Source organism: Pseudomonas sp. 10(2024), from assembly GCF_045164175.1.
GTDB lineage: Bacteria > Pseudomonadota > Gammaproteobacteria > Pseudomonadales > Pseudomonadaceae > Aquipseudomonas > Aquipseudomonas alloputida.
In genome coordinates this window covers 2,916,740-2,940,659 of sequence record NZ_CP174006.1, presented here as the reverse complement: position 1 = coordinate 2,940,659, position 23,920 = coordinate 2,916,740, and the positions used below count along the sequence as shown (strand labels likewise).

Here is a 23,920-nt window from a genome sequence, read left to right as displayed (position 1 = left end):
GACAATAAGATGACAGCCTGATGACTGGTGGCTAATAGCCTTTAGGGGATTCCCCTATTTGTCACGGGCGTTTGCAGGCGAGCCGTTTCCTCCTCGAGGTAGCTTATCAATGCGCTGACTTCGGCATCGCCCAAGCGCATGTTGGGCATGGCCAGGCGGTTGTATTGTTCGAACAGCAGCATGGCCAAGGGGTCTTTTTCGGCCAGCATCTGGTCGGGCACCTTCAGCCAGCGGACCAGCCAGTTGGCGTCACGCTGACGGGTCACGCCCAGCAGGTCGGGGCCGATGCCTGGCTGGCCTGGCTCGGCGTTGCCCACGGTATGGCAGGACGAGCAACGGGTACGGAATATCTGCTCGCCGCTGCTGGGTGAGCGGGTTTGGGGAGTTGGACTAGTGACAGGCGCGGCGCCCTCGGGTATACCTGAGCGCTACCAAGGGGAGCCCGGCAATGGGCTGAGAAACCGCTGAACGCTACAGCGCGGTGACCCTTCGAACCTGATCCGGATCATGCCGGCGAAGGGATGGGGCTTGTAACCTGCCTTTTTGCCGGCCTCACTGCGAGGCCAGTCCATGTCAATTGCCAAGGTCTCGCTGTCACCCTCATCAAGGACAGCAACATGACCGAACGTTTCAGCCAGTCCCTGCGCCGCCAGAGCGAGCCAACCTGGTCGGCGGCCGTTGGCCACCGTTTCGTGACCCGATTGTGCGACGGCAGCCTGCCTGACCCGATCATGGTCAGCTACCTGGTTCAGGATCACCGTTTCCTCGACAGCTTCCTGACCCTGCTGGGCGCGGCCATCGCTACCGCTGACACGTTTGAAGCCCGCCTGCGCTTCGGCCGTTTTGCCGGGATGATCTGCAGTGACGAGAACACCTACTTCCTGCGTGCCTTCGAGGCCTTGGGTGTCAGCCCGGCGCAACGCAGTGAACCGGCCGATACCGCGCCTACCGCAGGTTTCAAGGCGATCATGCGCGAAGCGGCAGCCACCCGTTCCTACGCAGCGGCACTGGCGGTGCTGAACGTTGCCGAAGGCCTGTACCTGGACTGGGCGCTCAAGGCGCCGAAACCGATGCCGGACAACTTCGTCCATGCCGAGTGGATTACCCTGCATGACAACCCGGCATTCCAGGCATTCGTCGCTTTCCTGCAGGCCGAACTGGACCGCGTCGGCCCGCAGGAGGCCGCATTGGCAAGTGACTTCTACCAGCGCACCGTGGCGCTGGAGCTGGCTTTCTTCGATGCAGTGTACCCGGAGGGCAAATGAGCATGGATATCTTCGAGCGCCTCAAAGCCGCTGCCACGCCACAATGGAACAGCTACGTAGACCATGACTTCGTGCGTCAGATGGGCGAGGGCACGCTGAGCGAGGAAGCGTTTCGGACCTACCTTGTGCAGGATTACCTGTTCCTGATCCAGTTCGCCCGCGCCTGGGCGCTGGCCGCCTACAAAAGCCGCCGCCCGGCCGACATTCGTGCAGCGCAGGCCGGGCTGTCGGCGATCCTGGATGAAACCGAGCTGCACTTGCGCCTGTGCGCGCGCTGGGGCTTGACCCAGGCAGACATCGAGGCCGCGCCAGAGCATCAGGCCACGGTGGCATACACCCGTTACGTGCTGGACTGCGGCGCAGCCGGCGATCTGCTGGAGCTGCATGTGGCACTGGCACCTTGCGTGATCGGCTATGCCGAAATCGGCCGGACCCTGGCCGAGCGCATTGGCGACTTGAGCAATCACCCCTACCGCGAGTGGATTGGCGAGTATGCCGGGGAGGGCTACCAAGGGGTGGCCGCAGCAGCGCGCAAGCACCTGGATGAACTGGCAGCGCGCAGCATGACCGAGCAGCGGTTCGCCGAACTGGCAGGGATTTTTGGACAGGCCTCTAGCCTGGAGGCTGATTTCTGGCAAATGGGGTTGGACGGGACCGTGTAAACCGCCGGGGGCTGGGTGATTACTACCCAGCCCAGGACCGCTTTGGTGCATGGGCGCCTCAAAATAAGTCGTCCCGCACACTCCAGATCGTCAGATCGCAGCTTTAATGTGCACAGTGCATATGGATTTCTGGGCGAACAGCCCGATTTCTTCCGGGTGGCGGCGCAGGAAAAAGCGGCCCGCATATTGCTCTTTCTGCTCCCAACTACAAACCCGGAGCCCCCGTGCAATGAGCTCACCCAGCGAATTTCCCCTCAGCGAAGCCCCTCAGTCCGCCCGCAAGGGCCTGCTGCCGATCGCGATGGTCTTGTTCAGCTTCACCTTCTTTACCGGCACGATGTTCGCCGGCGGCAAGCTGGGCATGGCATTCAGTTTTGTCGACATGCTGTGGGTGGCTACCCTCGGCAACAGCCTGCTGGCCTTGTATGCCGCAGTGTTGGCCTTCATTGCCTCGCGCAGCGGCCTGAATACCGTGTTGATGGGGCGCTTCTGTTTCGGTGAAGCGGGGAGCCGGCTCTCGGACTTTCTGCTGGGTTTTGCCGAACTGGGCTGGTATGCCTGGGGTACGGCCACGGTGGCCATCGTGCTGGTCAAGCTGCTGGGGCTGGCGGATGGCTTCGGCATGCCGTTGATGGTGCTGTTCGGGCTGGGTTTCAGCATTACGGCCATCATCGGCTTCAAGGGGCTGGACCTGCTGTCGCGGGTGTCGGTGCCATTGATGTTCGTGCTGCTGTTGGTGTCCATGTACATCGCCACCCGAGATGCCGGTGGCTTTGCCGGCCTGGCTGCAGTCGTCCCGCATGAAACCCTGACTTTTTCGGCGGCAGTGACCATGGTCTTCGGCACCTTCGCCAGTGGCGCCACCCAGGCCACCAACTGGACACGGCTGGCACGCAGTGGCCGGGTAGCGGTGATCGCCAGTGTGGTGGCATTCTTCCTTGGCAACGGCCTGATGGTGGTGGCCGGGGCGTGGTGCGCGATGGTTTACCAGCAGGCCGATATCGTCGACGTGATGATGCTGCAGGGCCTGTCGTTCGCGGCCGTGGTGATGCTGTGCCTGAACCTGTGGACCATTCAGGGTCCGACCATCTACAACGTGTCAGCCGCCGCCTGCCACTTGTTGCGCAGCGAGCGCCGGCGCACGGCAACGCTGGTGGCGGCCGGGGTTGGCATTGTGCTGGCGATGGGTGGCATGTACGAAATGCTGATCCCGTTCCTGGTGCTGCTGGGCTCGATCATTCCGCCGGTGGGTGGGGTGATCATGGCTGACTTCTGGTATCGCCACCGCGGCAAATACCCGCCACTGGGTACGGCAAACCTGCCTCGCTACAACCTCACCGGGCTGTTTGCCTATGCCGTGGGCGCTGTACTGGCCTATGCCTCACCGTGGGTCGCGCCGCTGGTGGGCATCGCCGCCTCGGCAGTATGCTACATCGTCATTCTGGAGCTGGGCGCACGCCGCCGCGCGCCGGGCCAGGCGGGCGTCGAGCCGTGAGCCTGGCGCTGGACGAGATCCTGCATTTGCCCGGTCTGCACGAAATGCAGGTGCGGGCCGGAGCGCGCAACCTGCAACGGCGGGTACGCTGGCCTTACGTGGCGGAGAACGAGGGTATCGCCGAATGGGTGATGGGCGGTGAACTGGTATTCGTCACCGGCATCAACCACCCGCGCGGCGAAGCCAACCTGCTGAGCCTGGTGGAGGATGGCGACGCCGTGGGCATTGCCGGCATGGTGATTCTCACCGGCGGCAGTTTCATCCAGAGCATCCCGGCGCCCGTTGTCGCGCGCGCCGAGCAGTTGGGCTTGCCACTGATCGAACAACCCTACGCGCTGAAGATGGTGGTGGTCACCCACCTGATCGGCACTGCACTGGTGCAGATGAGCCAGGTACGCCGCTCGCGTAACGACATCCTTGGCCAACTGCTCACAGGCGACTACCCGAGCCTGGCGATTGCCCGGCAACGGGCAGCACACCTGCAACTGGCGCTGGATAAACCGCGGCGCCTGCTGGCGTTGCGCCTGACGGGCGTGGATGGCTTGTTCGAGCGCCACGGCCTGGCGCACGGCGAGCGTACCTGGCAAGCCACCCGCCAGGCCCTGGAAGACCAGCTCGAAGCCTGGTGCCGCCAGCGGCCAGGCAGTGTGACGGCGCAGTTGCCGGGCGATCTGTTCGTGGTGCTGCTGGCCGATACACGCGACTTACCCGAGACGTTGGGTGCGCTGTACCGGCAGCTGCAAGCCGCGACAGGTGAACTGGGCCTCTACATGGGCCTGTCGAGCCTCGCTGACGATTGCGCGCACTATCGCCAGGCCCTCAACGAGGCACGCCAGGCGCTGGATGTGGCGCAGCATCTGCGCCCGGCCAACGGCTATTGCAACTTCAGCGAGCTCGGCGTATTGCGCCTGCTGCAAGGTATTGTCGACCGCTCGCTGGTCGATGATTTCGTCAGCCGCACCCTCGGCCCGCTGATCGCCCCTGGGCGCAAACACGCCCATGCTTTGGTGCATACCCTCGACGCCTTGCTCATGGAAAATGGCAACGGGCTCAAGGCCGCACAGCGTCTGGGGCTGCACCGCAACACGATCAATCAGCGCATCCAGCGCATCGAACAACTGAGCGGGCAGTCGCTGGACGACCCGCTTTTTCGCATGAATGCTTCGGTCGCCATGCTGGTATGGCGCATGAGCGAAGCCCACGGCAAGGAGTAACAGCATGAACATCATCAACGCACGCCTGCGCGGCAAGCCTGGCCTGTTCCGCGTCGAACTGAACGGCGAGCGCATTGCCGCCATCGTGCCCCAGACCGACGTCGTGGCTTCCGCTACGGCCAATGACCTGGACGCCGGGCAAAACCTGGTGGTCGCGCCCTTTGTCGAGCCGCACATTCATCTTGATGCCACGCTGACCGCGGGTGAGCCGAAGTGGAACATGAGCGGCACGTTGTTCGAAGGCATTGAGCGCTGGTCGGAGCGCAAGGAAATCACCACTCACGACGACATCAAGACCCGTGCGAAAAAAACCATCGACATGCTGGTGGACCACGGTATCCAGCATGTGCGTACCCATGTCGATGTGACCGACCCGAAACTCACCGCGCTCAAGGCCATGGTCGAGGTACGCGACGAAGTGCGTGAGCTGATCGACCTGCAGATTGTCGCCTTTCCGCAGGAGGGCATCGAGTCGTACGCCAACGGCCGGGCGCTGATGACTGAAGCCGTGGCAATTGGCGCCGACGTCGTCGGCGGCATTCCGCATTTCGAAAATACCCGCGACCAGGGGGTATCGTCGGTGAAGTTCCTGATGGACCTGGCCGACCGTACCGGCTGCCTGGTGGACGTGCACTGCGACGAGACCGACGACCCGCAATCGCGCTTCCTCGAAGTGTTGGCCGAAGAAGCACGGGTACGCGGCATGGGGCCCCGGGTCACGGCCAGCCACACCGTGGCCATGGGCTCGTATGACAATGCGTATTGCTACAAGCTGTTCCGCCTGCTCAAGCTGTCGGGCATCAACTTCGTGTCATGCCCGACCGAGAGCATTCACCTGCAAGGGCGCTTCGACAACTACCCGAAACGTCGTGGCGTGACCCGCGTGGCCGAGATCGACCGCGCCGGCATGAACGTGTGCTTCGGCCAGGACTCCATCGTCGACCCGTGGTACCCACTGGGCAATGGCAATATCCTGCGCATTCTCGAAGCCGGCCTGCACATCTGCCACATGCTTGGGTATGAAGACCTGCAGCGCTGCCTGGACCTGATTACCGACAACAGCGCCCGCACCCTTAACCTGGGCGAGCGCTATGGCATCGAGGTGGGGCGGCCGGCGAACCTGTTGCTGCTGTCGGCGCCGGATGATTACGAGATGGTGCGCAGCCAGGGGCACGCGTTGGTGTCGATACGCAATGGCAAGGTGCTGATGCAGCGCACGCCAGCACAGGTGCAACGTTTGCGCTGACGCTGTTGTAGCCTCAGGTGCACAGGGCTGCCAGGGCGTGGCTTGCGACTTGTGCATCCTGCACTGCCACACCGGTCAGGTCCGCCAAGGTAATCTGGCCGTCGTGCTCACGCCCCTTGGCACGGCCAGCCAGTAGCGTACCCAGCTCGATCAGCTGGTTAGCGTCGATGCGGCCACTGCCGAGGGCATGGGCCACTTCGCCGTACTGGCTGCACTGGGCGATGGAGTCGACGATGATGCGGTCCGCCCTTGCCACCAATGCCGGGTCCAGTTCCTGCTTGCCGGGCGCATCGGCACCGACGGCGGTGATATGCGTACCCGGCTGGACCCAATCGCTGTGCAACAGCGCCTGGCGAGAAGGCGTGGTGCAGACGATCAGGTTTGCCGCGCCCGCAACCTCCGCAGCATCCTGCGTGCTGTGCACCCCGAAGCCCAGTTCGCGGGCAAATGCGGTATAGGCCGCAAGCCCGCGTTCATGCCGGCCCCAGACAATCACCTGGCGGCAATCGTTCACCGCGCGAAGCTGCTCAAGCTGCATTTGCGCCTGCATGCCGGTGCCGAGGATGCCAATGGCCTTGACCTGGGATGGCGCCAGCAGCCGGGCGGCGATACGCCCGGCCAACGCGGTGCGCATGGCAGTCAGCCAGCCTTGGTCCTGCAGCAGTGCCAGCGGCTGACCGGTGCGTGCAGACAACACAAGCATCAAGCCATCATTGCTAGGCAGGCCCTTGGACGGGTTGTCGTAGAAGCCTGTCGAAAGCTTGACGGTGAAGGTCGGGTTGCCCTCGATGTAGGCCGACTTCACGCAACAGTCACCGTTCGCGTCCTTGAATGCGAAGCCCTGCACGGGCGGTACCTGCACCTTGCCTTCGGAGTAGGCGATGAAGCCTTCCTCCAGTTGGCTGACCGCGAGCTCCGGGTTGAAGCGAGCGATGATCTGCGCCTTGCTGAAGACCCTCATTGGACGGCCTCGAGGAACTTCTCCAGCAGGATGTTACGGCCACACAGGATCACCGCGACACGCTTGCCCTGATAGCGTTCGGCGAGCTTCTGCATGCCGGCGACCGCAACCGCAGCAGCGCCTTCGATGATCCAGCGCTCACTGCTGGCGATGTCGCGCATGGCGCAGCGGATTTCGTCCTCGCTGACCAGCACGGTATCGGTGAGCAGCGCCTGGCAAAGCGGGAAGGTGATGGAGCCTGGCTCGACGCCGCCGGCCGTGCCATCCGACAGCGTTTCGCGGGCATCCAATTCGATGATTTCACCGGCCTTGAGTGATTGTTGCAGGGTTGGGTCATTCGCCGGCCAGCAGCCGATGATCTCAGTGCCCGGCTTGAGTACGCGCAGGGCGGCGCCGATGCCGGAAATCATCCCGCCACCGCCCACGGCGACGAACACCGCGTCCAGGTCTGGCGCCTGCTCGAACAACTCCATGCCTATGGTGCCCTGGCCGGCAATGACTTGCAGGTCGTTGTAAGGTGACACGAAAGGTACGCCCTGGGCCTTGGCTTGCCTGGCTGCTTCCAGCTCTGCACTCAGCGGGTCGGTGGGCAGGCAGACCACTTCGGCGCCCAGCGCGCGCATTGCCTCTGTTTTGTATGCCGATGCGCCCGTGGTGGTGTAGACCTTCACTGGCACGCCAGCCATCTTGCCGGCCAGGGCCAGGGCCTGCCCATGGTTACCGGAAGAGGCGGCTATCACCCCCTGCTTGCGCGCCTCGGCCGGCAACAGGCGCATCTTGTTGCTGGCACCGCGAAACTTGAATGAACCGGTGTGCTGCAGGTGTTCGCATTTGAGCAGCACTTCACAGCCGGTCAGTGCCGACAAACGAGGGCTGTGCAAGAGCGGGGTAATGCTGACGGCCGGGCGGAGCGCCGCGTGGGCGTCCTGAATGTTTTGGTGCAATGTATCAAGGAACTGGGCATCAACGGACGGGGTGGCTGGCATGACGGGTCCTTGCAGGTATGTGGATAATTTGTCCACGATAGAATTATATTCCACCAATAGCAAGAGCGTGTGCCTACAGCCAGGCAATACCACCTAGGCCCTGACTTCCTTCAGGTATTTGTACACGGTGGCCCGCCCCATGCTGAGGACGTTGGCAACGTAATCGGCGCCGCTGCGCCCCTCGAATGCACCCTCGGCATGCAAGGCCAGGACAAGGTTGCGTTTGTCTTTCATCTTCAAGGTCTGCAGCGACAGGTTATGCGCTTGCAGCCACGCTTGCAGGAAGGTGTTGATGCGCTCTTGCCAATCGTTGCGGAACAACGCATCCGGTTGCGGCTCCAGCCGACTCATCTGGAAGAACGCATCCAATGCCACACGCGCCTGTTCCAGCACCGACACGTTCAGATTGATGCACATCAGATACTCGGCTTCGCCTTGCGGATTGTGCAGCACAGCACTGATCGAGCGGACCTTCTGACCGTTCCAGTTGAGCTTCTCGTAGGGACCAAGGTTGGAACCCTTCAAAAGGTCCCCCAGTTCTGGACCGAGTGCCGAGTCATCGCCGAGCTTGCGATGTGAGAAATTATTGGCGATATGAACGATTGTCTGGCTGCGTATCTCATGAATGACGACTTCCGCGTGGGGGTACAGCAGCAGGGCAATGCTTTCAGCGATTGCCTGGTAATTTTCCAGTGTCATGCATTAGCCAATGGTCTGTTGAAGAATGCCTATGGTGGCCCTGGAGAATACTGGGCACAAGACGGATCTTTACCGGGTCGGGATCAAGGCCTGGCTGCGAGCCGCTCGCCTCGGCCATTACTGCGTCAGCAGCATCCCAGGTCCTCCAGTGGCATCCGCAGCATGGGGCGACCTCGCCTTGGCCTGGCTCCGCCAATTGCTGGTGGAACAGGCCAAGGCGTTGGCTCAGGGCTGAAGATCGCCGCTGTCGCCGATCAGCCCGAGCGCTTCGATGGCCAGCAGCGCGCACCGCTCATCGTTGTCCGAGGTATCGCCACTGACGCCGATCGCGCCCAGCAAGCGGCCTTCTGCATCGCGCAGAAGAAGGCCGCCGGCGACCGGAATCACCTCGCCACCGGTGAGGCTGTTGATGGCATCGAAGAACGCCGGCATGGTCTGGGCGCGGCGCGCCAGTTCGCGGCCGCCGAAGCCCAGGCCCAGGCAGCCGCGGGCCTTGCCGGTGGCGATCTGCGGGCGCAGGTAGCTGGCCTGCTCATCGCGCAGCACCGCCAACGGGTGGCCGGCGCTGTCGAGCACCGCTGCGGCCATAGGCTTCAGGTTCAAAGCGCGTGCCTGGTGCAGGGTCGCGACGGCCAGTTGCACTGCCAGTTCGAAGTTGAGCGTTGTCATGCTCACAGCCTCCATTTGCCGAGTTCGGACACGCGGTCGCGGGTGTAGAGGTCGGTCCATTTCAGCGAATTGAAGTCCGACACCTGCTTGGGGTTGTAGGCGGTGCGTTGCAGCCGTACCGGCTCGCCGGCCTTGTACACCGCCTGCAGCCGATCGCGGTCTTGAAGGATGCGGATGTCGTCCAGAGGCGAACCGTCGAGCACCAGCAGATCGGCCTGTTTGCCCGGTTCCAGGGTGCCGAGCGTCTCGCTGCGCGGCATCAAGCGTGCGCCGACATGGGTTGCGGCGAATAACGCTTCGGCCGGGGTGAAGTCCAGGTGCCGTACCAGCAGCTCCAGTTCGCGAGCGTGCCATTCGCCATAGGGTGTGACAGCAAAGCCGCTGTCGCTGCCGCAGGCGAAGGGTACGCCGGCGGCCTTGGCACGCTTGAGTACCGGCGCGCCGAGCTCGAGGGTCCGGGCGCAGTAGGCGGCGTAGCCGGTGCTGATCGCGGGGTCATGGGGCTGGCAGAAGTCCACGGTGTTCTGCGGGAAGGTCATGGTCGGAGCGAGCACGCTGCCAGCCTCAAGCAGCGCTTCGATGCAGGCGTCATCCATGTAGAAGGCGTGGAACACCAGGTCGACGCCAGCCTTGGCCGCGTACATCACCGCTTCTCGGCCATAGGCGTGGGTAGCCACCCGGCAGCCGAGGCGATGAGCTTCGTAGACCATCTCACGGGTCTCGTCGGCGGTGAAAGCGGCGATGATTTCGCCGTTGGGGCGACGGTGGGTGCCGTCCATGGCGATCTTGATCAGGTCCACGCCGTCCTTGGCCTGCTTGCGGATCTGGGCAATGGCATCGTCACGGCTGGTGACCAGCGCGGCGGTGAAGTACTCCGGGGCGCCGACGCGGCTTGGGAACCAGTCGTTCAGGCTCTGTCGATTGGTGATCACTCGGCTGCTTGCAGCGATACGGGGGCCTTCGAACAGTCCGGCGTTGACCGTATTGCGCACGGCAATGCTGAGTTGGCCACTGTCGCCAGGGCAGACCATGGACGTCACGCCGGCAGCCAGAACGTGCTGAGCGAAGAACAGCCCCCGCAGGGCGCGAAACTCGTCGCTGGTCCAGATGTCGATGTCTTCCTCGCTCTGGGCATTGCCAAACGCCAGGTGGGTGTGCACGTCCACCAGCCCGGGCATGACGAACTGGCCGTGGGCTTCACGGTCGCCGGGTTGCGGACGGGGTGCCTCGGCGGATGGCCCGACATGGCGGATCACGCCGCCTTCGATGATCAATGTCTGTCGTTGGCGGGTGTGCAGGCCAGTGCCGTCGAACAGGGTTGAGCAGTGCAGGTGCAGGGCACTCATTGGTGAGCTCTCTCATCTTGGGGGTGGTGCAAGGCTAGGCTGTGGCGACTGCCCGGCACCAACAGATGCTATTGATGGCCAGGTATCGATGGCATCGATACCTGGCGCTCTCTGGCGCAGAAACGAGAACGGCGCCAAGCGGCGCCGCCCAAGCCAGGGCCGGCAGCGCCGATCAGGCCGTGTGGCCGCCAAGGGTTTCGGCGATCCAGTCGGCGATGTAGTGCCCGGCATTGATGCTGTTGTCGAAGCTCGAGTGCTGCACGCCGCCTTCACGGTCAGTGAAAATCTTCAGTTCGCGTTTCGGGCTGTTGACCAGTTGCTCGTAGGTGCGGTGTGCCCATTTGAGCGGGATCTGCGAGTCTTTCTCGCCGTGGGTGACCAGGAAAGGTACGTGGATGCGGTCGAGTACACCGTCGAGGTGTACGTTTTCGGCGATGCGCATGAAGTCGTCCAGGTCCTTCGCCCCCCAGACCCATTGCACGTGCGCCCAGTAGTGTGGCACCGGGAAGTTGCCTTCCTTCTCCAGGCGACGCTTCTGCACGTCGCGCCAGTCGTGGTTGGCGCCCCACACCACGCCGCAAGCAAAGCGCGGTTCGAACGCCACTGCGCGCGGACAGTAGTAGCCGCCCAGGGAAACGCCTTCCAGGCCGATGCGCCTGGCATCGACATCAGCGCGGGTTTCCAGCCAGTCCACTATGCGGCTGGCCCAGTGTTCGCTGTCATGGCGTGCCGTCATGCCGTGGAGGCGAAGCGCTTCGCCGGTGCCGGGCTGGTCGACAATCAGCGACGACACGCCTCGCCTGGCCAGCCAGGCAGGCAGGCCTACGCGGTATTTCATTTCCTTGGTCGAATCCAGCCCGTTGACTTGCACCAGCAGCGGTGCCGGGCCACTCACGCCTTCTGCGCGCACCAGCAGTCCCGAGAGGTGCTTGCCTTCATACGGGATCTCTACGCGCTCACAGTTCTCCTTGGCCAAGTCGATGCCGCGGGCGAAGGTGTCGAGGAAGCGCTGATACAAGGCCGCACGACCCGGCGCGCCGTGGGCCTGCAAGCGTTCGCAGGTGAGGTAATAGGTGGCCGCGCGGTTGTATTTTTCGCCGGCGGACAAGCGTCGGCCGGCGGTTTCGTCCTCTTCGGCCAAGCCGCACAGCTTGTCGGCCATGGTTGACCATATTTCCCGGAAGGCCTGGGTGCCGGCGGCGTCGGGTTGTTTGGCGGCTTCCTGCAGCGGTGCGCACATTTCCTCGATTTCACCCATGCGGGCACCCATTTCAATGGCCAGGTCCACCGAGAGGTTCCAGACGTAATTGGTGGGGAAGTAACGGAACATTCTTGTTGTCCTTCTGCGGTCGTGGAGTCCGGCGCCCACTTGAGCGACAGGCAGGCAGGGCGCGGTTTGAAGGCAAGGTACGCAGGCAGGGCAGGGTGGGGCCAATCGTGATCAGGGATGCGAGGTATCGCGAAACGCGATGCCCCAGCACCGTCGCGGTGTCTGGGGCGATGGCCACAGCTCAGGCGGTGGCGCGCAGAGCATCTGGCTGCGTGCTGGCGCACTGAATGACATCGCTGATGCGCTCGCGAAGCCATCTGTGCATGGGGTCGCCGTCCATGCTGCGGTGCCACAGCATGAATTCACGCATAACCGGGATCTTCACTGGCGGTGGCAACAGGCGCAGCGGCAGGTAGCCGGCATAGAGTTCGGCCAGTCGGCGGTGCATGGTAGCGACCCGCACGGTGCCCACCAACAACTGGGGCAGGGTGTTGAAGTCGTTGGTGATGACTTCCAGCCGCCGATTGAAGCCGTACTGGTTCATGAACCAGTCCTCGATGCTCAAGTGGCGGTTGCGGCCAAAGCCCACCGAAATGTGGCCCATCTGCATGTACTGCTCAAGTGTCAGATGCTCGCCCACCTCGGGGTTGTCGCGCCACACCACGCAGACATGATCTTCCTCGAACAGCAGCTGCGCCGGATGGCCCTCGATGAGATAGCGCTCGGGCACGATCATCATGTCGACCTCGCCGCGCATCAGCAATTCGGCGCTACTGTCGCCTGGGCCGATCATCTCGAAGGTAATGTGCGGCGCCTCCTGATGGATTTTCTGGATGACCTGAGCGAATACCACACTGATCAGGTAGTCCGAGGCTACCAGGCGGAAGTGTCGCTTGCTGGCGGCCGGATCGAACACCGGCTTGGCCGTTATCGAGGCGCGAATGGTCAGCAGCACCTCGCGTACCGGCTTGGCCAGTTCCAGAGCATAGGGAGTGGGCTGCATCTTGCGGCCGACCTGCACCAGCAACTCATCCTCGAAAAACGTTCGCAAACGCCCCAGCACGCCACTGGTGGCCGATTGAGTCATGTGCAGGCGCTCGGCGGCGCGTGTGATGTTTTGCTCCTCGAGCAGGATGTCCAGGGCAACCAGCAGGTTCAAGTCCAGGTGGTGAAAGCGCATGGTGATAGCTCTCGGTTCTTGTAGTTATTTTCGCGATACCTTCCCGCTGCATTGCCGATACGTCAAGACCTTCAAGCCACGATACCGAGCCAACGCCACAGCACATGGGCTGTGGCCCAGGTATCGCGATTGCCGATGCCTCGCATTCTGACTCGCGATTGGTCACGCCACCCCGCCACCGAGCAACCTGCACGCCAGTCGTACGGCCGATGTGCCGCCGCGACCCACTACCGGTGACCTGCCTCGCCGAATAACAATTTCAATGGAGTGGTAGCCATGAATATTCTTGGTCTCGACGCGCTGGTGTTTGGCGTCGACGATATCCAGGCCTGTGCCGATTGCCTGCGTGACTATGGCCTCGATGCCGTTCAACTGGACGGCGACGGTGGCCGTTTCGAGGCGCTGGACGGCACCTCGATCATTATCCGCCGCGGCGACGACCCTGGCCTGCCGGCGGCGCTCGGGCCGACCCCATCGCTGCGCGAGACCGTTTACGGCGTCGCGTCGAGCACCGATCTGGCGGCCATCGCCGACGAGCTGGGCCGTGATCGCGAAGTGCGGCGCGACGCCAGCGGCGCGTTGCACACCTTCGACGACCTGGGCTTTGCCATTGCCTTCCAGGTGACCTGCCGTCGCCCCTTCGACGCGCCGGCCGACCTTACCAACGCCCCCGGTAGCGCACCGCAGCGCCCGATCAACCAGCTGGGCATTGCGCCGGACATGCCGGCATTGCCGCGCACCTTGTCCCACGTGGTGTACTTCGTACCCGATGCGGCCAAGGGCGAAGCGTTCTACCGCGATCGCCTGGGCTTCGTCACCACTGACAGCTTCATCGGCGTCGGCCCGTTCATGCGCACCGCCGCCATGGACGATCACCACTGCCTGTTCATGATCCAGACCCCACCGCACATGCAGGGTTGCGAGCACTTCACCTTCCATATGGGCAGCGGCACCGAGGTCCTGCTGGCCGGTACGCGTTTCCAGCAGCAGGGCTGGACCAGCTTCTGGGGCCCGGGCCGACACCTGCTGGGTTCCAACTGGTTCTGGTACTTCAACAGCCCGCTGGGCTGCCACATCGAGTACGACGCCGACATGGACAAGCACGATGACGCATGGGCGGCGCGTCAGGCGCCGATGTCGGCCGACAACTCGCAGCTGTTCCTGTTCGCCTCGCGGGAGAAATGGGCACCCAGCGGCCCACCTGCGAAGCAGGGGTGAACCATGGCGTGGGTGGAGCTGTGCCGGCTCGATGAGCTGGGCGAGGGTCAAGCGCGCGGTTTCGACCCACAGGGCAGGGGCGCGGACAGCCTGTTCGCCCTTCGGTACCTGGGCCAGGTACGCGTCTACCGCAACCTGTGCCCCCATTTGATGGTGCCCATGGAGTACCGCAAGAACCGCTTTTTGAGCGCCGATGGCCAGTGGATCGTCTGCTACGCCCACGGTGCGCGCTTCACGCCCGAAGACGGCACTTGCGTTCACGGCCCCTGCCGAGGCGAAGCCTTGGAGGCACTCGATCACAAGGAAGCGGACGGCTGGCTGCTATTGCCGCTGGAGCAGCTCGATCGCTGACCTATCGCGCCGCGCGATAGGTCGCATCCCGCGACGCGATTGGTCATGGACCGGCGCAGGCGGGAAGCTGTGCATAGGCACAGGAAACGGCCGCCCCGCATGACGGGGCGCACAACAAGAACAAAACGTGAGACATGCCATGAATACTGTGAACAACGTGTTGATCGTGGGCGGCGGAATTGGCGGGCTGTGTGCCGCCATCGCCTTGCGCCGCAAGGGCATCGCCGTCGATCTGGTCGAGCTGAAAACCGAGTGGACCGTCTACGGCGTTGGCATCATTCAACAGAGCAATGTGGTGCGCGAGATGCACCGGCTGGGCCTGCTCGAAGCCTACCTTGATGCCGCCTACGCCTTCGAGGACGTGGCCATCTATACCACCGAAGGGCAGCAACTGGCGCGCATCCCTGGCCAGCGCCTGACCGGTCCGCAGTATCCGGCCAATGTGGGTATCTCGCGCCGCGCCCTACATAAGGTGTTGAGCGAAACTGCTATCGAACTGGGCACCCAGGTGCGCCTGGGCACCTCGGTGGAAAGCTTCGAGCAAGACGACAGCGCAGTGGACGTGCTGTTCACCGATGGCAGCCAGGGGCGCTACGGTCTGATGGTCGGCGCCGACGGGTTGTTCTCGAAAGTGCGCAGCGTGCTGTTCGGTGATCGTTATCAGCCGCGTTTCACCGGGCAGTCGGTGTGGCGCTACAACTTCCCGCGTGCGGCAGGTATCGACCACCTTGCCAACTACCAAGGGCCCTCTGGCAACGCGGGTCTGGTGCCGCTGGCCGATGACCTGATGTACCTCTTCACCACCTCCCACGAGCCGGGCAACCCCTGGATGGAACCGGCCGCTTTGGCTGATGGCCTTCGCCAGCGCCTGGCCGGTTTCGGCGGGCTGATCGGCGAATTGCGCGAGCAGATCGTCGACAACGCCGGGGTCGTTTACAAGCCGCTTGAAGCGGTGTTTGTCGACGAACCCTGGTACTGCGGTCGAGTGCTGCTGATCGGGGATGCCGCCCATGCCACCACACCACACCTGGGGCAGGGGGCAGGCATGGCCATTGAGGACGCCGTGGTGCTCGCCGAAGAACTCACCGCGGGTGGCAGCCTCGACGCGCAATTGCAGCGGTTCATGGGCCGGCGTTTCGAGCGCTGCAAGTTCATCAGCGAAATGTCCCTGCTGGCAGGTGTGAAGGAGATCCAGCGCGATCCTTCCTTCGACCGCATCGGCCTGGTCAAGCGCATGCTGGAGGTCACCGCGCAGCCGATCTGACTCCCCGTACCCGGCACGCCCTGCCTTGTCGGCGCGCCGGCCCTATGCCAACACCGACGCACAATAAAAAGAAAGAGGAAACCCCGATGTTGACTCGCAAAGGTGCATTCACACGGCCGTTACCGGCGCTCAAGCCCCTCAGCCTGGCGCTTGTCGCGCTGGCCGCAAGCCAGGCTCAGGCCTTCGAATTCGATACCGGCAACCCCGACCTGCGGGTGCGCTGGGACAATACGCTGAAATACAGCGCCGCCTGGCGTACACAGGACGCGAGCAGCAAGCTCACCGAAGGGCAGACCGCGCTGAACCTGGACGACGGTGACCGCAACTTCGACAAAGGCCTGATCTCCAACCGCCTCGACCTGCTGTCGGAACTGGACATTACTTACAACAACGTCGGCGCACGGGTCAGCGGCGCGGCCTGGTACGACGATGTCTACAACCAAGGGACTGACAACAACGACCCTGGCCGTGCCAACAGTTATTCGGTCGACTACGACGCGTTCACCGACGACACGCGCAAGCTGCATGGACGCAAGGGCGAGCTGCTCGACGCCTTTATCTTCGGCAAGACCGAGATCGGCGACATGCCGCTGTCCGGCCGTTTGGGTCAATACGCCATGCAGTGGGGCGAGAGCCTGTTCTTTGGCATGAACGGCATTGCTGGCGGCATGGCTCCGGTGGACGTGGTCAAGGGGCTGTCGGTACCCAACACGCAGTTCAAGGAACTGATCCGTCCGGTACAGCAGATTTCCGGACAACTCCAACTGACGCCGGATGTGTCGGTGGGGGCCTACTACCAGTTCGAGTGGGAGGCCAACCGCCTGCCGGCAGCGGGTAGCTATTTCTCCACAGACGACTTCTTTGGCGATGGCGCCGAGCGCATGTTCGTCGGCGCGCCGGTGTTCCCCGGTGGCCAACCTCTGGCGTTCTTCCACGGCAACGACAAGCAAGCCAAGGACTCAGGGCAGGGCGGCATGCAGGTGCGCTGGCGCACTGAGACTGTCGACTGGGGCCTATACGCCATCCGTTTCCACGACAAGTCACCGCAACTCAACGTACGCCCGAACTTCGCCAACCTCGACCCGGTCAGCGGCAAGGCCGGCGAGTTCTACTGGGTGTATCCCGAGGGTATCGAGGCGTTCGGTGCGAGCTTCTCCACCACCGTTGGCAACTTCAACCTCGCCGGTGAGTTGTCAACGCGCTGGAACCAGCCGTTGGCCTCGACCAACCAGCATGCGTTGGCCGTGGGCGAGGCGATCGACAATGACGATAACCCGGTTTACGCCACCGGCCGCACGCTGCACGCCAACGTCTCCTGGCTTGCCAGCCTGGAGCCGAACTTCATCGCTGCCGAGTCGAGCTTCCTCGGCGAAATCGCCTGGAACCGGGTGATGAGCGTGAGCAAGAACGCTGATGCCGTTGACCCTAACGCCGACCGTGACGCCACCAGCCTGCGCCTGGTGTTCGAACCGATGTACCGGCAGATCTTACCGGGGCTCGACCTGTCGGTGCCGATCGGCGCGAGCTACACCAACGGCGCGTCGATGGCGCTGGGCACCGGTTTTGGCACCGATCATGGCGGTGACCTGAACATCGGCCTGAAAGGCAACTACCTCAACACCTGGAGTTTGGGCCTGACCTACACGCACTACTACGGCCCGGAGAACACCTTCCTCGACGCCGATAACCACTACACCTTCGAACAGTCGCTCAAAGACCGCGACTTCATCGCCTTCACTGTCAGCCGCACCTTCTGACCGAGGACCACCCGATGAAACAAAATAATAAAGTCGTTTCCCTGCTCACTGCCCTGAGTGCCTCGCTGCTATTGGCCCACGGCGCCGTTGCCGCAGTGCCCGCCGAGCAGGCGGCCATGCTCAAGACCAGCCTGACCCCGCTCGGTGGCGAGCGGGCCGGCAACGCGGATGGCAGCATTCCTGCCTGGACCGGTGGCTACATCCAGGCCGACCCGGCCTACAAGGAAGGCGGCAAGCGTGGCGATCCGTTCGCCAGCGACAAGCGGCTGTTGAGCATCACCGCGCAGAACATGGCGCAGTATGCCGACAAGCTGACGCCGGGCATCCAGGCGATGCTGAAGAAGTACCCGGACAGCTATCGTCTCGACGTCTACCCGACGCGCCGCAGCGCTGCCGCTCCGCAGTCGGTGTACGACGCTACCCTCGCCAACGCCACCAGCGGCAAGCTGGTGGACGGCTCCGCCGGCCCCATGCCCGAAGGCGCATCCGGCGGCATCCCGTTCCCGATCCCGGCCAATGGCGTGGAAGCCATGTGGAACCACCTGCTGCGTTGGCGTGGTGCGTCCTGGCATGCCAGCTTCAACCAGTACCTGACCACTGCCGACGGCAAGCACGTGCTCACCAATGACTCGCGGGCCGATTTGCAGATGCCCTGGTACCTGCCCGGTGGCAGTGGCGACAAGGGTGTGTTCTGGTCCATCCGCATGACCAACGACGGCCCGCCCCTGCGTGCCGGGGAGGCCATTACCGGCCTTGAGAACCTCAACGCCGACAAAGCTGCGGTCTGGACCTACCTGCCTGGTCAGCGCCGTGTGCGTCGCCTGCCCAACGCCTGCTGCGACACGCCGACCCCGGCCACCGCCGGCGTCATGAGCTTCGATGAGCTGTACGTGTTCAACGGTCGTCTCGACCGCTTCGACTGGAAGCTGGTGGGCAAGAAGGAGATGTACATCCCCTACAACGCCAACAAGGTGTTCACCGCCAGCAACGCCGAGGCGCTGCTGGCCCCTCATCACCTGAACCCCGACTCCATCCGCTGGGAGCTGCACCGTGTGTGGGTGGTGGAAGCGACGCTGAAGAATGGCCAGCGCCATGTGATGCCGCGTAGCACCTACTACCTCGACGAAGACACCTGGGCTGCCGTGCTGGGCGAGCGCTATGACGCCCGCAACCAGTTGGCCAAGGTGGTCTGGACCTCGCCGGTGGTGCTGCCTGACCTGCCGGGCGTGGTGACCTTGACCAACGGCTTCTACGACCTGCTCTCCGGTGCCTGGTTCGCCGGTGACCTGTTCGCAGGCAAGAACGAACAGTACCGCATCGTGCCGCCCTACAAGGACTCGGTGTTCACCGCCGACGCCATGGCCGGCGAGGGTGTGCGCTGAGCAGGCGCGCTGCGCAGGTGCTGTACCGACTCTAAGAACAAAAGGTTGCGTGCGATGAACAAGATGCTCTACGGCTGGCTGCTGGCAGCCTGTTGCGGGCTGCCGCCGGCGTTCGCCGGTGACAGCGTGGATGTGCTCGCGCAGCCCGCGCTGCACGGCCCCCAGGCCCTGCGTGCGGTGTTGCAGGATGTGGCCCGGGCCGATGCACGCCTGGTCGCGGTGGGTGAGCGTGGCGTGGTACTGCTGTCCGATGACAATGGTGCCACCTGGCGCCAGGCCACTGCCGTGCCGGTGAGTGTCAGCCTGACCGCCGTGCAGTTCATCGACGCCCGCAACGGCTGGGCGGTCGGCCATGCCGGCGTGGTCTTGCACAGCCAGGACGGTGGTGAGCACTGGAGCGTGCAGCTCGACGGCAAGCGCGCCGCCGCCCTGGAGGTGCAGGCAGCCGAGGCTGCCGCAGACGAGCGTCGCCTGGCGGCGGCGCAACGGCTGCTGGCTGACGGCGCGGACAAGCCGTTGTTGGCCCTGAGTTTCACCGATGCCCGCAACGGCCTGGTCGTGGGTGCCTACGGGGTGGCCATGCGCACCGCCGACGGCGGGCGCAGCTGGCAGTCGGAGATCGGCCGACTGCCGAACGGGCGTGGACTGCACCTGTATGCCCTGGCGCGCCAAGGCAACCAGTTGTACATCGCCGGCGAGCAGGGCCTGCTGCTTCGCTCGCGTGATGGCGGTGAGCATTACGAGGCGCTGCACGGGCCCTACGATGGCAGCTACTTCGCCGCCACCGTGTTGCCCGATGGCCGTCTGCTGCTCGGCGGCCTGCGCGGTTCGCTGTTCGCCTCTGACGACGGTGGCGACAGTTTCCAGGCGCTAGCCAACCCGATTCCGGCATCCATCAACGGCCTGCGCGTCGCCGGTGGCCAGTTGTTGCTCGCCAACCAGGCAGGGATGCTCCTGCGCAGCGGCCTCGGCGCCTTTGTCGCCCAGCCCGTGGCGGTCTCCGATGGCCTGCCACTGACCGCCGCTACCACCGCCGCCGATGGCTCCATCGTCGCCGTCGGCATGGCCGGTGCGCGCCGCCTGGAACCTTCCTCTCTTTCCACCACGACGGACTGAACCATGCACGTCATGAATTCATCTGCGCCTTCCAGCGGCCAGCTCGACGACTTCGACAGCGCGTCCGGCTCGCTGCTGGAGCGTGCGCTCTTCAACCACCGTGTGCTGGTGTTGTTGCTGTGCCTGGCGGCGACCTTGCTGCTCGGCTGGGAGGCCTCGCGCCTGACCCTCAATGCCAGCTTCGAGAAGATGATCCCGCGCGATCATCCGTTCATTCACAACTACCTGGAGCACCGCCAGGAACTCGCCGGCCTGGGCAACGCGGTGCGCATCGCCGTGGCCAATCCACGCGGTAGCATCTACGACAAGGACTACCTGCACAGCCTGCAGCAGCTCAACGACGCGGTATACCTGCTGCCTGGCGTCGACCGTGCGGCGATGAAGTCGCTGTGGACGCCGTCCACCCGCTGGACCGGAGTCACCGAGGAGGGCCTGGAAGGTGGCCCGGTGGTGCCCGACGGCTACGATGGCGCTGCCGCTAGCCTGGAAGCGCTCAAGCGCAACGTGGAACGCTCCAACGAAATTGGTCAACTGGTGGCCTTCGACCAGCGTTCGAGCATTGTCTACGTGCCGCTGCTGGAGAAGACCCCGGACGGCCAGGCCCTCGACTACACGGCCTTCGCCCATGAGCTGGAAACCCTGCGCGAGCGCTTCCAGGCGCAGGGGGTGGAGATCCACATCACCGGTTTCGCCAAGGTCGTCGGCGACCTCATGGACGGCCTGCGGCAGATCCTGCTGTTCTTTGCCGCCGCCATTGCCATCACCGCCGCCGTGCTGTACTGGTACACCCGCTGTGTGCGCAGCACCGCGCTGGTGGTGGTGTGTTCGCTGGTGGCAGTGATCTGGCAGCTCGGCCTGCTGCCGCTGCTGGGTTACGAGCTCGACCCGTATTCGGTGCTGGTACCGTTTCTGGTGTTCGCCATTGGCATGAGCCATGGCGCCCAGAAGATGAACGGCATCATGCAGGACATCGGCCGCGGTATGCATCGCCTTGTGGCAGCGCGGTTCACCTTCCGCCGGTTATTTCTGGCCGGGCTCACCGCGCTGCTCTGCGATGCGGTCGGTTTTGCCGTGCTCATGATCATTCAGATACAGGTGATCCAGGACCTGGCCGTCATCGCCAGCCTGGGCGTGGCGGTGCTGATCTTCACCAACCTGATTCTGCTGCCGGTGCTGCTTTCCTACGTGGGCGTCAGTGCCCGTGCGGCGCGGCGCAGCCTGCGCGCTGAAGAGGCCGAGGCCAGCGGGGCGGGCAAGCATGCGGTGTGGCGCTTCCTCGACCTGTTCACCCGCCGGCGCTGGGCGGCGGCGTGCATCGCCGTCGCTGCGCTGATGGCTGCCGGGGGCTACGCCGTGAGCCTGCACCTGAAGGTCGGCGACCTCGACGCCGGCGCTCCCGAGCTGCGCGCCGATTCGCGCTACAACCGCGACAATGCCTTCGTCACCCGGCACTACGGCGCCAGCAGCGATGTGTTCGCGGTGATGGTGCGCACCGCCCCTGGTGGCTGTTCGGCCTACGGCACCTTGAAACACGTGGATGACCTCGACTGGCAACTGCGTGGCCTGCAGGGCGTGGACTCGACAAACTCGTTGGCGCTGCTCAACCGCCGGGTGCTGGTCGGCCTCTCCGAAGGCAGCCCGAAGTGGTATGACCTGGTCAACAACCAGGCGACCCTGAACATGGTCACCGCCGGTGCCCCGCGCGGGCTGTACAACGACGACTGCAGCCTGCTGACGCTCTATGCCTACCTGACCGATCACAAGGCCGACACCCTGGCGCGGGTGGTCGACAGCGTCCAGGCGTTTGCCCAGGCCAACGACAGCGAGCAGGCCAGCTTCCTCATGGCTGCCGGCAGTGCAGGCATCGAGGCTGCCACCAACCAGGTGGTCAAGCAGGCCAACCGCGACATGCTCTGGTGGGTCTACGGCGCGGTGATCGTGCTCTGCCTGGTGACCTTCCGCTCCTGGCGCGCGGTGCTCTGCGCGGTGCTGCCGCTGGTACTCACCTCGATCCTCTGCGAAGCGCTGATGGTGGCGCTGGGTATTGGCGTGAAGGTGGCGACCCTGCCGGTGATCGCCCTTGGGGTCGGCATTGGCGTGGACTACGCGCTGTATGTGATGAGCATCGTGCTGGCCCAGCTGCGCCAAGGCGCGAGCCTGTCCCAGGCGTATTACCGCGCGCTGCTGTTCACCGGCAAGGTGGTCATGCTCACCGGTATCACCCTGGCCATCGGCGTTGGTACCTGGATCTTCTCGCCGATCAAGTTCCAGGCCGACATGGGCGTGCTGCTGGCATTCATGTTCGTCTGGAACATGGTCGGTGCATTGATCCTGCTGCCGGCGTTGGCCTACTTCCTGTTGCCGCACCGCAAGGCCTGTACCGAGCAGCTGGCATTGCCGGCGCATGAACACACAAGGCGCGAGCGCAGCAGCGGGATACTGGAGCAGGGCGCCAGTTTTCGCCCGCTGGAGGAGGTGAGCCATGGCCGCTGAACGCACTGCCGGAAGCGCCCAGGCTGCCTTGTTGCTGTTCGGCAGTTGCCTGCCCGTCCTGGGGGCGGTGCTCATCGCACCGGTGCTACCCCGCATGCACGCGCATTTTGCCGAGACGCCGGGCGTGGCCGTGCTGGTACCGGTGGCCCTGACGTTGCCGGCACTGGTCATAGCCTTGTTGGCGCCGCTGGCCGGGGTGTTGGCAGACCGAGTGGGGCGGCGAGCACTGCTGCTGGCGAGCATGTTGCTCTACAGCCTGTGCGGTTTGTTGCCGTTGTGGCTGGATTCGCTGGTGCTGATTGTCGCCAGCCGCGCCGGCATCGGCTTGGCCGAAGCCGGCATCATGACCTGTTGCACCACGCTGATGGGGGACTACTTCGACGGCCAGCGCCGGGCGCGGTTGTTCGCTTTGCAGATGGTGGTCACCTCATTGGCGGCGGCGTTGTTCATGGGCGTGGGCGGTGCGCTGGGGGAAAGCGACTGGCGGACACCGTTCACCCTCTATGCGGTGGGTGCGCTGTGCCTGCCCTTGATGGCCCTGCTGTTGTGGGAGCCGCGTGCCTGCCAGGCCGCCAGCGAAGCCACCGTCGATTCGCGTTTTCCATGGGCGGCCCTGACGCCGTTATACCTGCTCACCGTGCTGGCTGGCGTCAGCCTGTTCATCGTCCCGGTACAGGCCGGTTACGTGCTGCAGTTACTGCACATAGATGCGCCCCGTCAGGTCGGCCTGGCCATGGGCGCCAACCAGCTCGGCGTGTTGGGCGGCGCACTGGCTTTTCGCTTACTGGCGCGCTTGCCGGCTGGGCGGTTGCTGGCCTTGGGCTTTGCCACGGCGGGGCTCGGTGGCGGCCTGATGGCGCTGGCGAGTAGCCACGCGCCACTGGTGCTGGCGGTGCTGATCAACGGCCTGGGTGTTGGCCTGTTGCTGCCGACGCTGATCACCCTGGTGATGCAGCAGGTTGGCTTCGATCAGCGCGGCCGTGCCACGGGTGGGTTCACTTCGGCGATTTTCGCGGGTGAGTTCGTCAGTCCATTGATCGTCCTGGCATTGACCGCTGGTGTGGCTACGCAACTGCCGCATGCACTGCTGCTGGTCGCCATCGGACAACTGCTGCTGGCGCCTGTGTGCCTGTCCTTGATGCGCCACCGGCGTGCGGTGACGGTGGCAGGTGCACGATGAGCGAACGTTTCCTTGGCGGGCGAACCGGTGCCAGTCGCTCTCTGCGCAGCGCCATGTGGCTGACCAGCACGCAGCTACCGGCCATGGCTAAAGGCGCAGCGTTCATCAGCGAACAGAATCTTATTGTCGACGGTGGCTCGACCATCGGCGACGGCAATTGAAAGGA

Annotated in this window: 21 protein-coding genes, 1 pseudogene and 1 riboswitch; of the genes and pseudogenes, 14 read left to right on the top strand and 8 right to left on the bottom strand. The window is 64.1% G+C overall.

From position 1 onward, the window contains the following. Positions 1–41: 41 nt before the first annotated feature. Positions 42–383 (bottom strand): annotated as a pseudogene (locus ACI7M0_RS13105) (c-type cytochrome); the annotation flags it as partial. 41 nt (positions 384–424) lie between these two features. Continuing rightward, positions 425–539: riboswitch (TPP riboswitch) on the top strand. A 78-nt stretch (positions 540–617) separates the two neighbouring features. On the opposite strand from ACI7M0_RS13105, the gene ACI7M0_RS13100 reads away from it, so the two are divergent. The 5 genes from ACI7M0_RS13100 to codA all read left to right on the top strand — a co-directional run bounded on the left by ACI7M0_RS13100 (position 618) and on the right by codA (position 5,882). Beyond that, on the top strand, positions 618–1,265 hold the full coding sequence (locus ACI7M0_RS13100; protein WP_129931725.1) for a TenA family protein: 648 nt from the start codon (positions 618–620) through the stop codon (positions 1,263–1,265). Next, positions 1,262–1,927: a thiaminase II gene (tenA, locus tag ACI7M0_RS13095; protein WP_129931726.1), complete on the top strand. Its 666-nt coding sequence runs from the start codon at positions 1,262–1,264 to the stop codon at positions 1,925–1,927. Before ACI7M0_RS13100 ends, tenA begins: the two co-directional genes overlap by 4 nt. A gap of 229 nt (positions 1,928–2,156) precedes the next feature. Continuing rightward, positions 2,157–3,422 carry a cytosine permease gene (gene codB, locus ACI7M0_RS13090; RefSeq protein ID WP_129931727.1) on the top strand — a complete coding sequence of 422 codons (1,266 nt, stop codon included), beginning with the start codon at positions 2,157–2,159 and terminating at the stop codon, positions 3,420–3,422. Continuing rightward, positions 3,419–4,636, top strand: coding sequence for a PucR family transcriptional regulator (locus ACI7M0_RS13085; RefSeq protein WP_129931728.1), 1,218 nt, complete (start codon positions 3,419–3,421; stop codon positions 4,634–4,636). The genes codB and ACI7M0_RS13085 overlap by 4 nt, the downstream gene beginning before the upstream one ends. 4 nt (positions 4,637–4,640) lie before the next feature. Continuing rightward, positions 4,641–5,882, top strand: coding sequence for a cytosine deaminase (gene codA, locus ACI7M0_RS13080; protein ID WP_129931729.1), 1,242 nt, complete (start codon positions 4,641–4,643; stop codon positions 5,880–5,882). Positions 5,883–5,895: 13 nt separating this feature from the next. Here codA and ACI7M0_RS13075 read toward each other — a convergent pair whose 3' ends face one another. From ACI7M0_RS13075 to ACI7M0_RS13045, 7 genes are all read right to left on the bottom strand, one after another. Next, the gene (locus tag ACI7M0_RS13075) at positions 5,896–6,843 is read right to left on the bottom strand and encodes an ornithine cyclodeaminase family protein (RefSeq protein ID WP_129931730.1); all 948 of its coding nucleotides are present in this window, start codon (positions 6,841–6,843) and stop codon (positions 5,896–5,898) included. Beyond that, positions 6,840–7,829: a threonine/serine dehydratase gene (locus ACI7M0_RS13070; RefSeq protein ID WP_129931731.1), complete on the bottom strand. Its 990-nt coding sequence runs from the start codon at positions 7,827–7,829 to the stop codon at positions 6,840–6,842. The genes ACI7M0_RS13075 and ACI7M0_RS13070 overlap by 4 nt, the downstream gene beginning before the upstream one ends. A 93-nt stretch (positions 7,830–7,922) precedes the next feature. Beyond that, positions 7,923–8,528, bottom strand: coding sequence for a transcriptional regulator (locus ACI7M0_RS13065; protein WP_129931732.1), 606 nt, complete (start codon positions 8,526–8,528; stop codon positions 7,923–7,925). A gap of 225 nt (positions 8,529–8,753) precedes the next feature. Next, positions 8,754–9,197, bottom strand: coding sequence for a heme-binding protein (locus ACI7M0_RS13060; protein WP_129931733.1), 444 nt, complete (start codon positions 9,195–9,197; stop codon positions 8,754–8,756). Positions 9,198–9,199: 2 nt separating this feature from the next. Further along, complete coding sequence (locus ACI7M0_RS13055; RefSeq protein ID WP_129931734.1) at positions 9,200–10,543, bottom strand: amidohydrolase family protein; 1,344 nt, start codon at positions 10,541–10,543, stop codon at positions 9,200–9,202. Positions 10,544–10,715: 172 nt separating this feature from the next. Continuing rightward, the gene (locus ACI7M0_RS13050) at positions 10,716–11,873 is read right to left on the bottom strand and encodes a S9 family peptidase (protein WP_020191688.1); all 1,158 of its coding nucleotides are present in this window, start codon (positions 11,871–11,873) and stop codon (positions 10,716–10,718) included. Between the two features lie 181 nt (positions 11,874–12,054). Continuing rightward, positions 12,055–12,993 (bottom strand): LysR family transcriptional regulator, encoded by a 939-nt coding sequence (locus ACI7M0_RS13045; protein WP_019438626.1) that lies wholly within the window; start codon positions 12,991–12,993, stop codon positions 12,055–12,057. Between the two features lie 276 nt (positions 12,994–13,269). Here ACI7M0_RS13045 and ACI7M0_RS13040 point away from each other — a divergent pair, with 276 nt between their 5' ends. The 9 genes from ACI7M0_RS13040 to ACI7M0_RS13000 all read left to right on the top strand — a co-directional run bounded on the left by ACI7M0_RS13040 (position 13,270) and on the right by ACI7M0_RS13000 (position 23,915). After that, the gene (locus tag ACI7M0_RS13040; protein ID WP_020191686.1) at positions 13,270–14,211 is read left to right on the top strand and encodes a VOC family protein; all 942 of its coding nucleotides are present in this window, start codon (positions 13,270–13,272) and stop codon (positions 14,209–14,211) included. Between the two features lie 3 nt (positions 14,212–14,214). Next, positions 14,215–14,562, top strand: a complete 348-nt coding sequence (locus ACI7M0_RS13035; RefSeq protein ID WP_019438624.1) for a Rieske 2Fe-2S domain-containing protein — start codon at positions 14,215–14,217, stop codon at positions 14,560–14,562. Positions 14,563–14,701: 139 nt separating this feature from the next. Continuing rightward, on the top strand, positions 14,702–15,826 hold the full coding sequence (locus ACI7M0_RS13030; RefSeq protein WP_129931735.1) for an FAD-dependent oxidoreductase: 1,125 nt from the start codon (positions 14,702–14,704) through the stop codon (positions 15,824–15,826). Positions 15,827–15,912: 86 nt separating this feature from the next. Continuing rightward, on the top strand, positions 15,913–17,583 hold the full coding sequence (locus tag ACI7M0_RS13025) for a DUF1302 domain-containing protein (protein ID WP_064491994.1): 1,671 nt from the start codon (positions 15,913–15,915) through the stop codon (positions 17,581–17,583). Positions 17,584–17,597: 14 nt separating this feature from the next. After that, positions 17,598–18,965, top strand: coding sequence for a DUF1329 domain-containing protein (locus ACI7M0_RS13020; RefSeq protein WP_129931736.1), 1,368 nt, complete (start codon positions 17,598–17,600; stop codon positions 18,963–18,965). A gap of 54 nt (positions 18,966–19,019) precedes the next feature. After that, positions 19,020–20,081 carry a YCF48-related protein gene (locus ACI7M0_RS13015; protein ID WP_129931737.1) on the top strand — a complete coding sequence of 354 codons (1,062 nt, stop codon included), beginning with the start codon at positions 19,020–19,022 and terminating at the stop codon, positions 20,079–20,081. 3 nt (positions 20,082–20,084) lie between these two features. Then, a complete protein-coding gene (locus ACI7M0_RS13010) occupies positions 20,085–22,574 on the top strand; it encodes an RND family transporter (RefSeq protein ID WP_129931738.1) in 2,490 nt (829 codons plus the stop codon). Beyond that, a complete protein-coding gene (locus tag ACI7M0_RS13005; protein WP_129931739.1) occupies positions 22,564–23,754 on the top strand; it encodes an MFS transporter in 1,191 nt (396 codons plus the stop codon). Before ACI7M0_RS13010 ends, ACI7M0_RS13005 begins: the two co-directional genes overlap by 11 nt. Continuing rightward, positions 23,751–23,915, top strand: a complete 165-nt coding sequence (locus tag ACI7M0_RS13000) for a hypothetical protein (RefSeq protein ID WP_165366976.1) — start codon at positions 23,751–23,753, stop codon at positions 23,913–23,915. The genes ACI7M0_RS13005 and ACI7M0_RS13000 overlap by 4 nt, the downstream gene beginning before the upstream one ends. The last annotated feature ends 5 nt before the right edge of the window (positions 23,916–23,920 follow it).

Coding starts and splice junctions, on each gene's coding strand:
- codA (WP_129931729.1), top strand. CDS start 4,641: ATGAACATCATCAACGCACGCCTGCGCGGCAAGCCTGGCCTGTTCCGC.
- ACI7M0_RS13010 (WP_129931738.1), top strand. CDS start 20,085: ATGCACGTCATGAATTCATCTGCGCCTTCCAGCGGCCAGCTCGACGAC.
- ACI7M0_RS13005 (WP_129931739.1), top strand. CDS start 22,564: ATGGCCGCTGAACGCACTGCCGGAAGCGCCCAGGCTGCCTTGTTGCTG.
- ACI7M0_RS13055 (WP_129931734.1), bottom strand. CDS start 10,543: ATGAGTGCCCTGCACCTGCACTGCTCAACCCTGTTCGACGGCACTGGC.
- ACI7M0_RS13030 (WP_129931735.1), top strand. CDS start 14,702: ATGAATACTGTGAACAACGTGTTGATCGTGGGCGGCGGAATTGGCGGG.
- ACI7M0_RS13015 (WP_129931737.1), top strand. CDS start 19,020: ATGAACAAGATGCTCTACGGCTGGCTGCTGGCAGCCTGTTGCGGGCTG.
- codB (WP_129931727.1), top strand. CDS start 2,157: ATGAGCTCACCCAGCGAATTTCCCCTCAGCGAAGCCCCTCAGTCCGCC.
- ACI7M0_RS13035 (WP_019438624.1), top strand. CDS start 14,215: ATGGCGTGGGTGGAGCTGTGCCGGCTCGATGAGCTGGGCGAGGGTCAA.
- ACI7M0_RS13020 (WP_129931736.1), top strand. CDS start 17,598: ATGAAACAAAATAATAAAGTCGTTTCCCTGCTCACTGCCCTGAGTGCC.
- ACI7M0_RS13040 (WP_020191686.1), top strand. CDS start 13,270: ATGAATATTCTTGGTCTCGACGCGCTGGTGTTTGGCGTCGACGATATC.
- ACI7M0_RS13100 (WP_129931725.1), top strand. CDS start 618: ATGACCGAACGTTTCAGCCAGTCCCTGCGCCGCCAGAGCGAGCCAACC.
- ACI7M0_RS13000 (WP_165366976.1), top strand. CDS start 23,751: ATGAGCGAACGTTTCCTTGGCGGGCGAACCGGTGCCAGTCGCTCTCTG.
- ACI7M0_RS13075 (WP_129931730.1), bottom strand. CDS start 6,843: ATGAGGGTCTTCAGCAAGGCGCAGATCATCGCTCGCTTCAACCCGGAG.
- ACI7M0_RS13045 (WP_019438626.1), bottom strand. CDS start 12,993: ATGCGCTTTCACCACCTGGACTTGAACCTGCTGGTTGCCCTGGACATC.
- ACI7M0_RS13060 (WP_129931733.1), bottom strand. CDS start 9,197: ATGACAACGCTCAACTTCGAACTGGCAGTGCAACTGGCCGTCGCGACC.
- tenA (WP_129931726.1), top strand. CDS start 1,262: ATGAGCATGGATATCTTCGAGCGCCTCAAAGCCGCTGCCACGCCACAA.
- ACI7M0_RS13065 (WP_129931732.1), bottom strand. CDS start 8,528: ATGACACTGGAAAATTACCAGGCAATCGCTGAAAGCATTGCCCTGCTG.
- ACI7M0_RS13070 (WP_129931731.1), bottom strand. CDS start 7,829: ATGCCAGCCACCCCGTCCGTTGATGCCCAGTTCCTTGATACATTGCAC.
- ACI7M0_RS13050 (WP_020191688.1), bottom strand. CDS start 11,873: ATGTTCCGTTACTTCCCCACCAATTACGTCTGGAACCTCTCGGTGGAC.
- ACI7M0_RS13025 (WP_064491994.1), top strand. CDS start 15,913: ATGTTGACTCGCAAAGGTGCATTCACACGGCCGTTACCGGCGCTCAAG.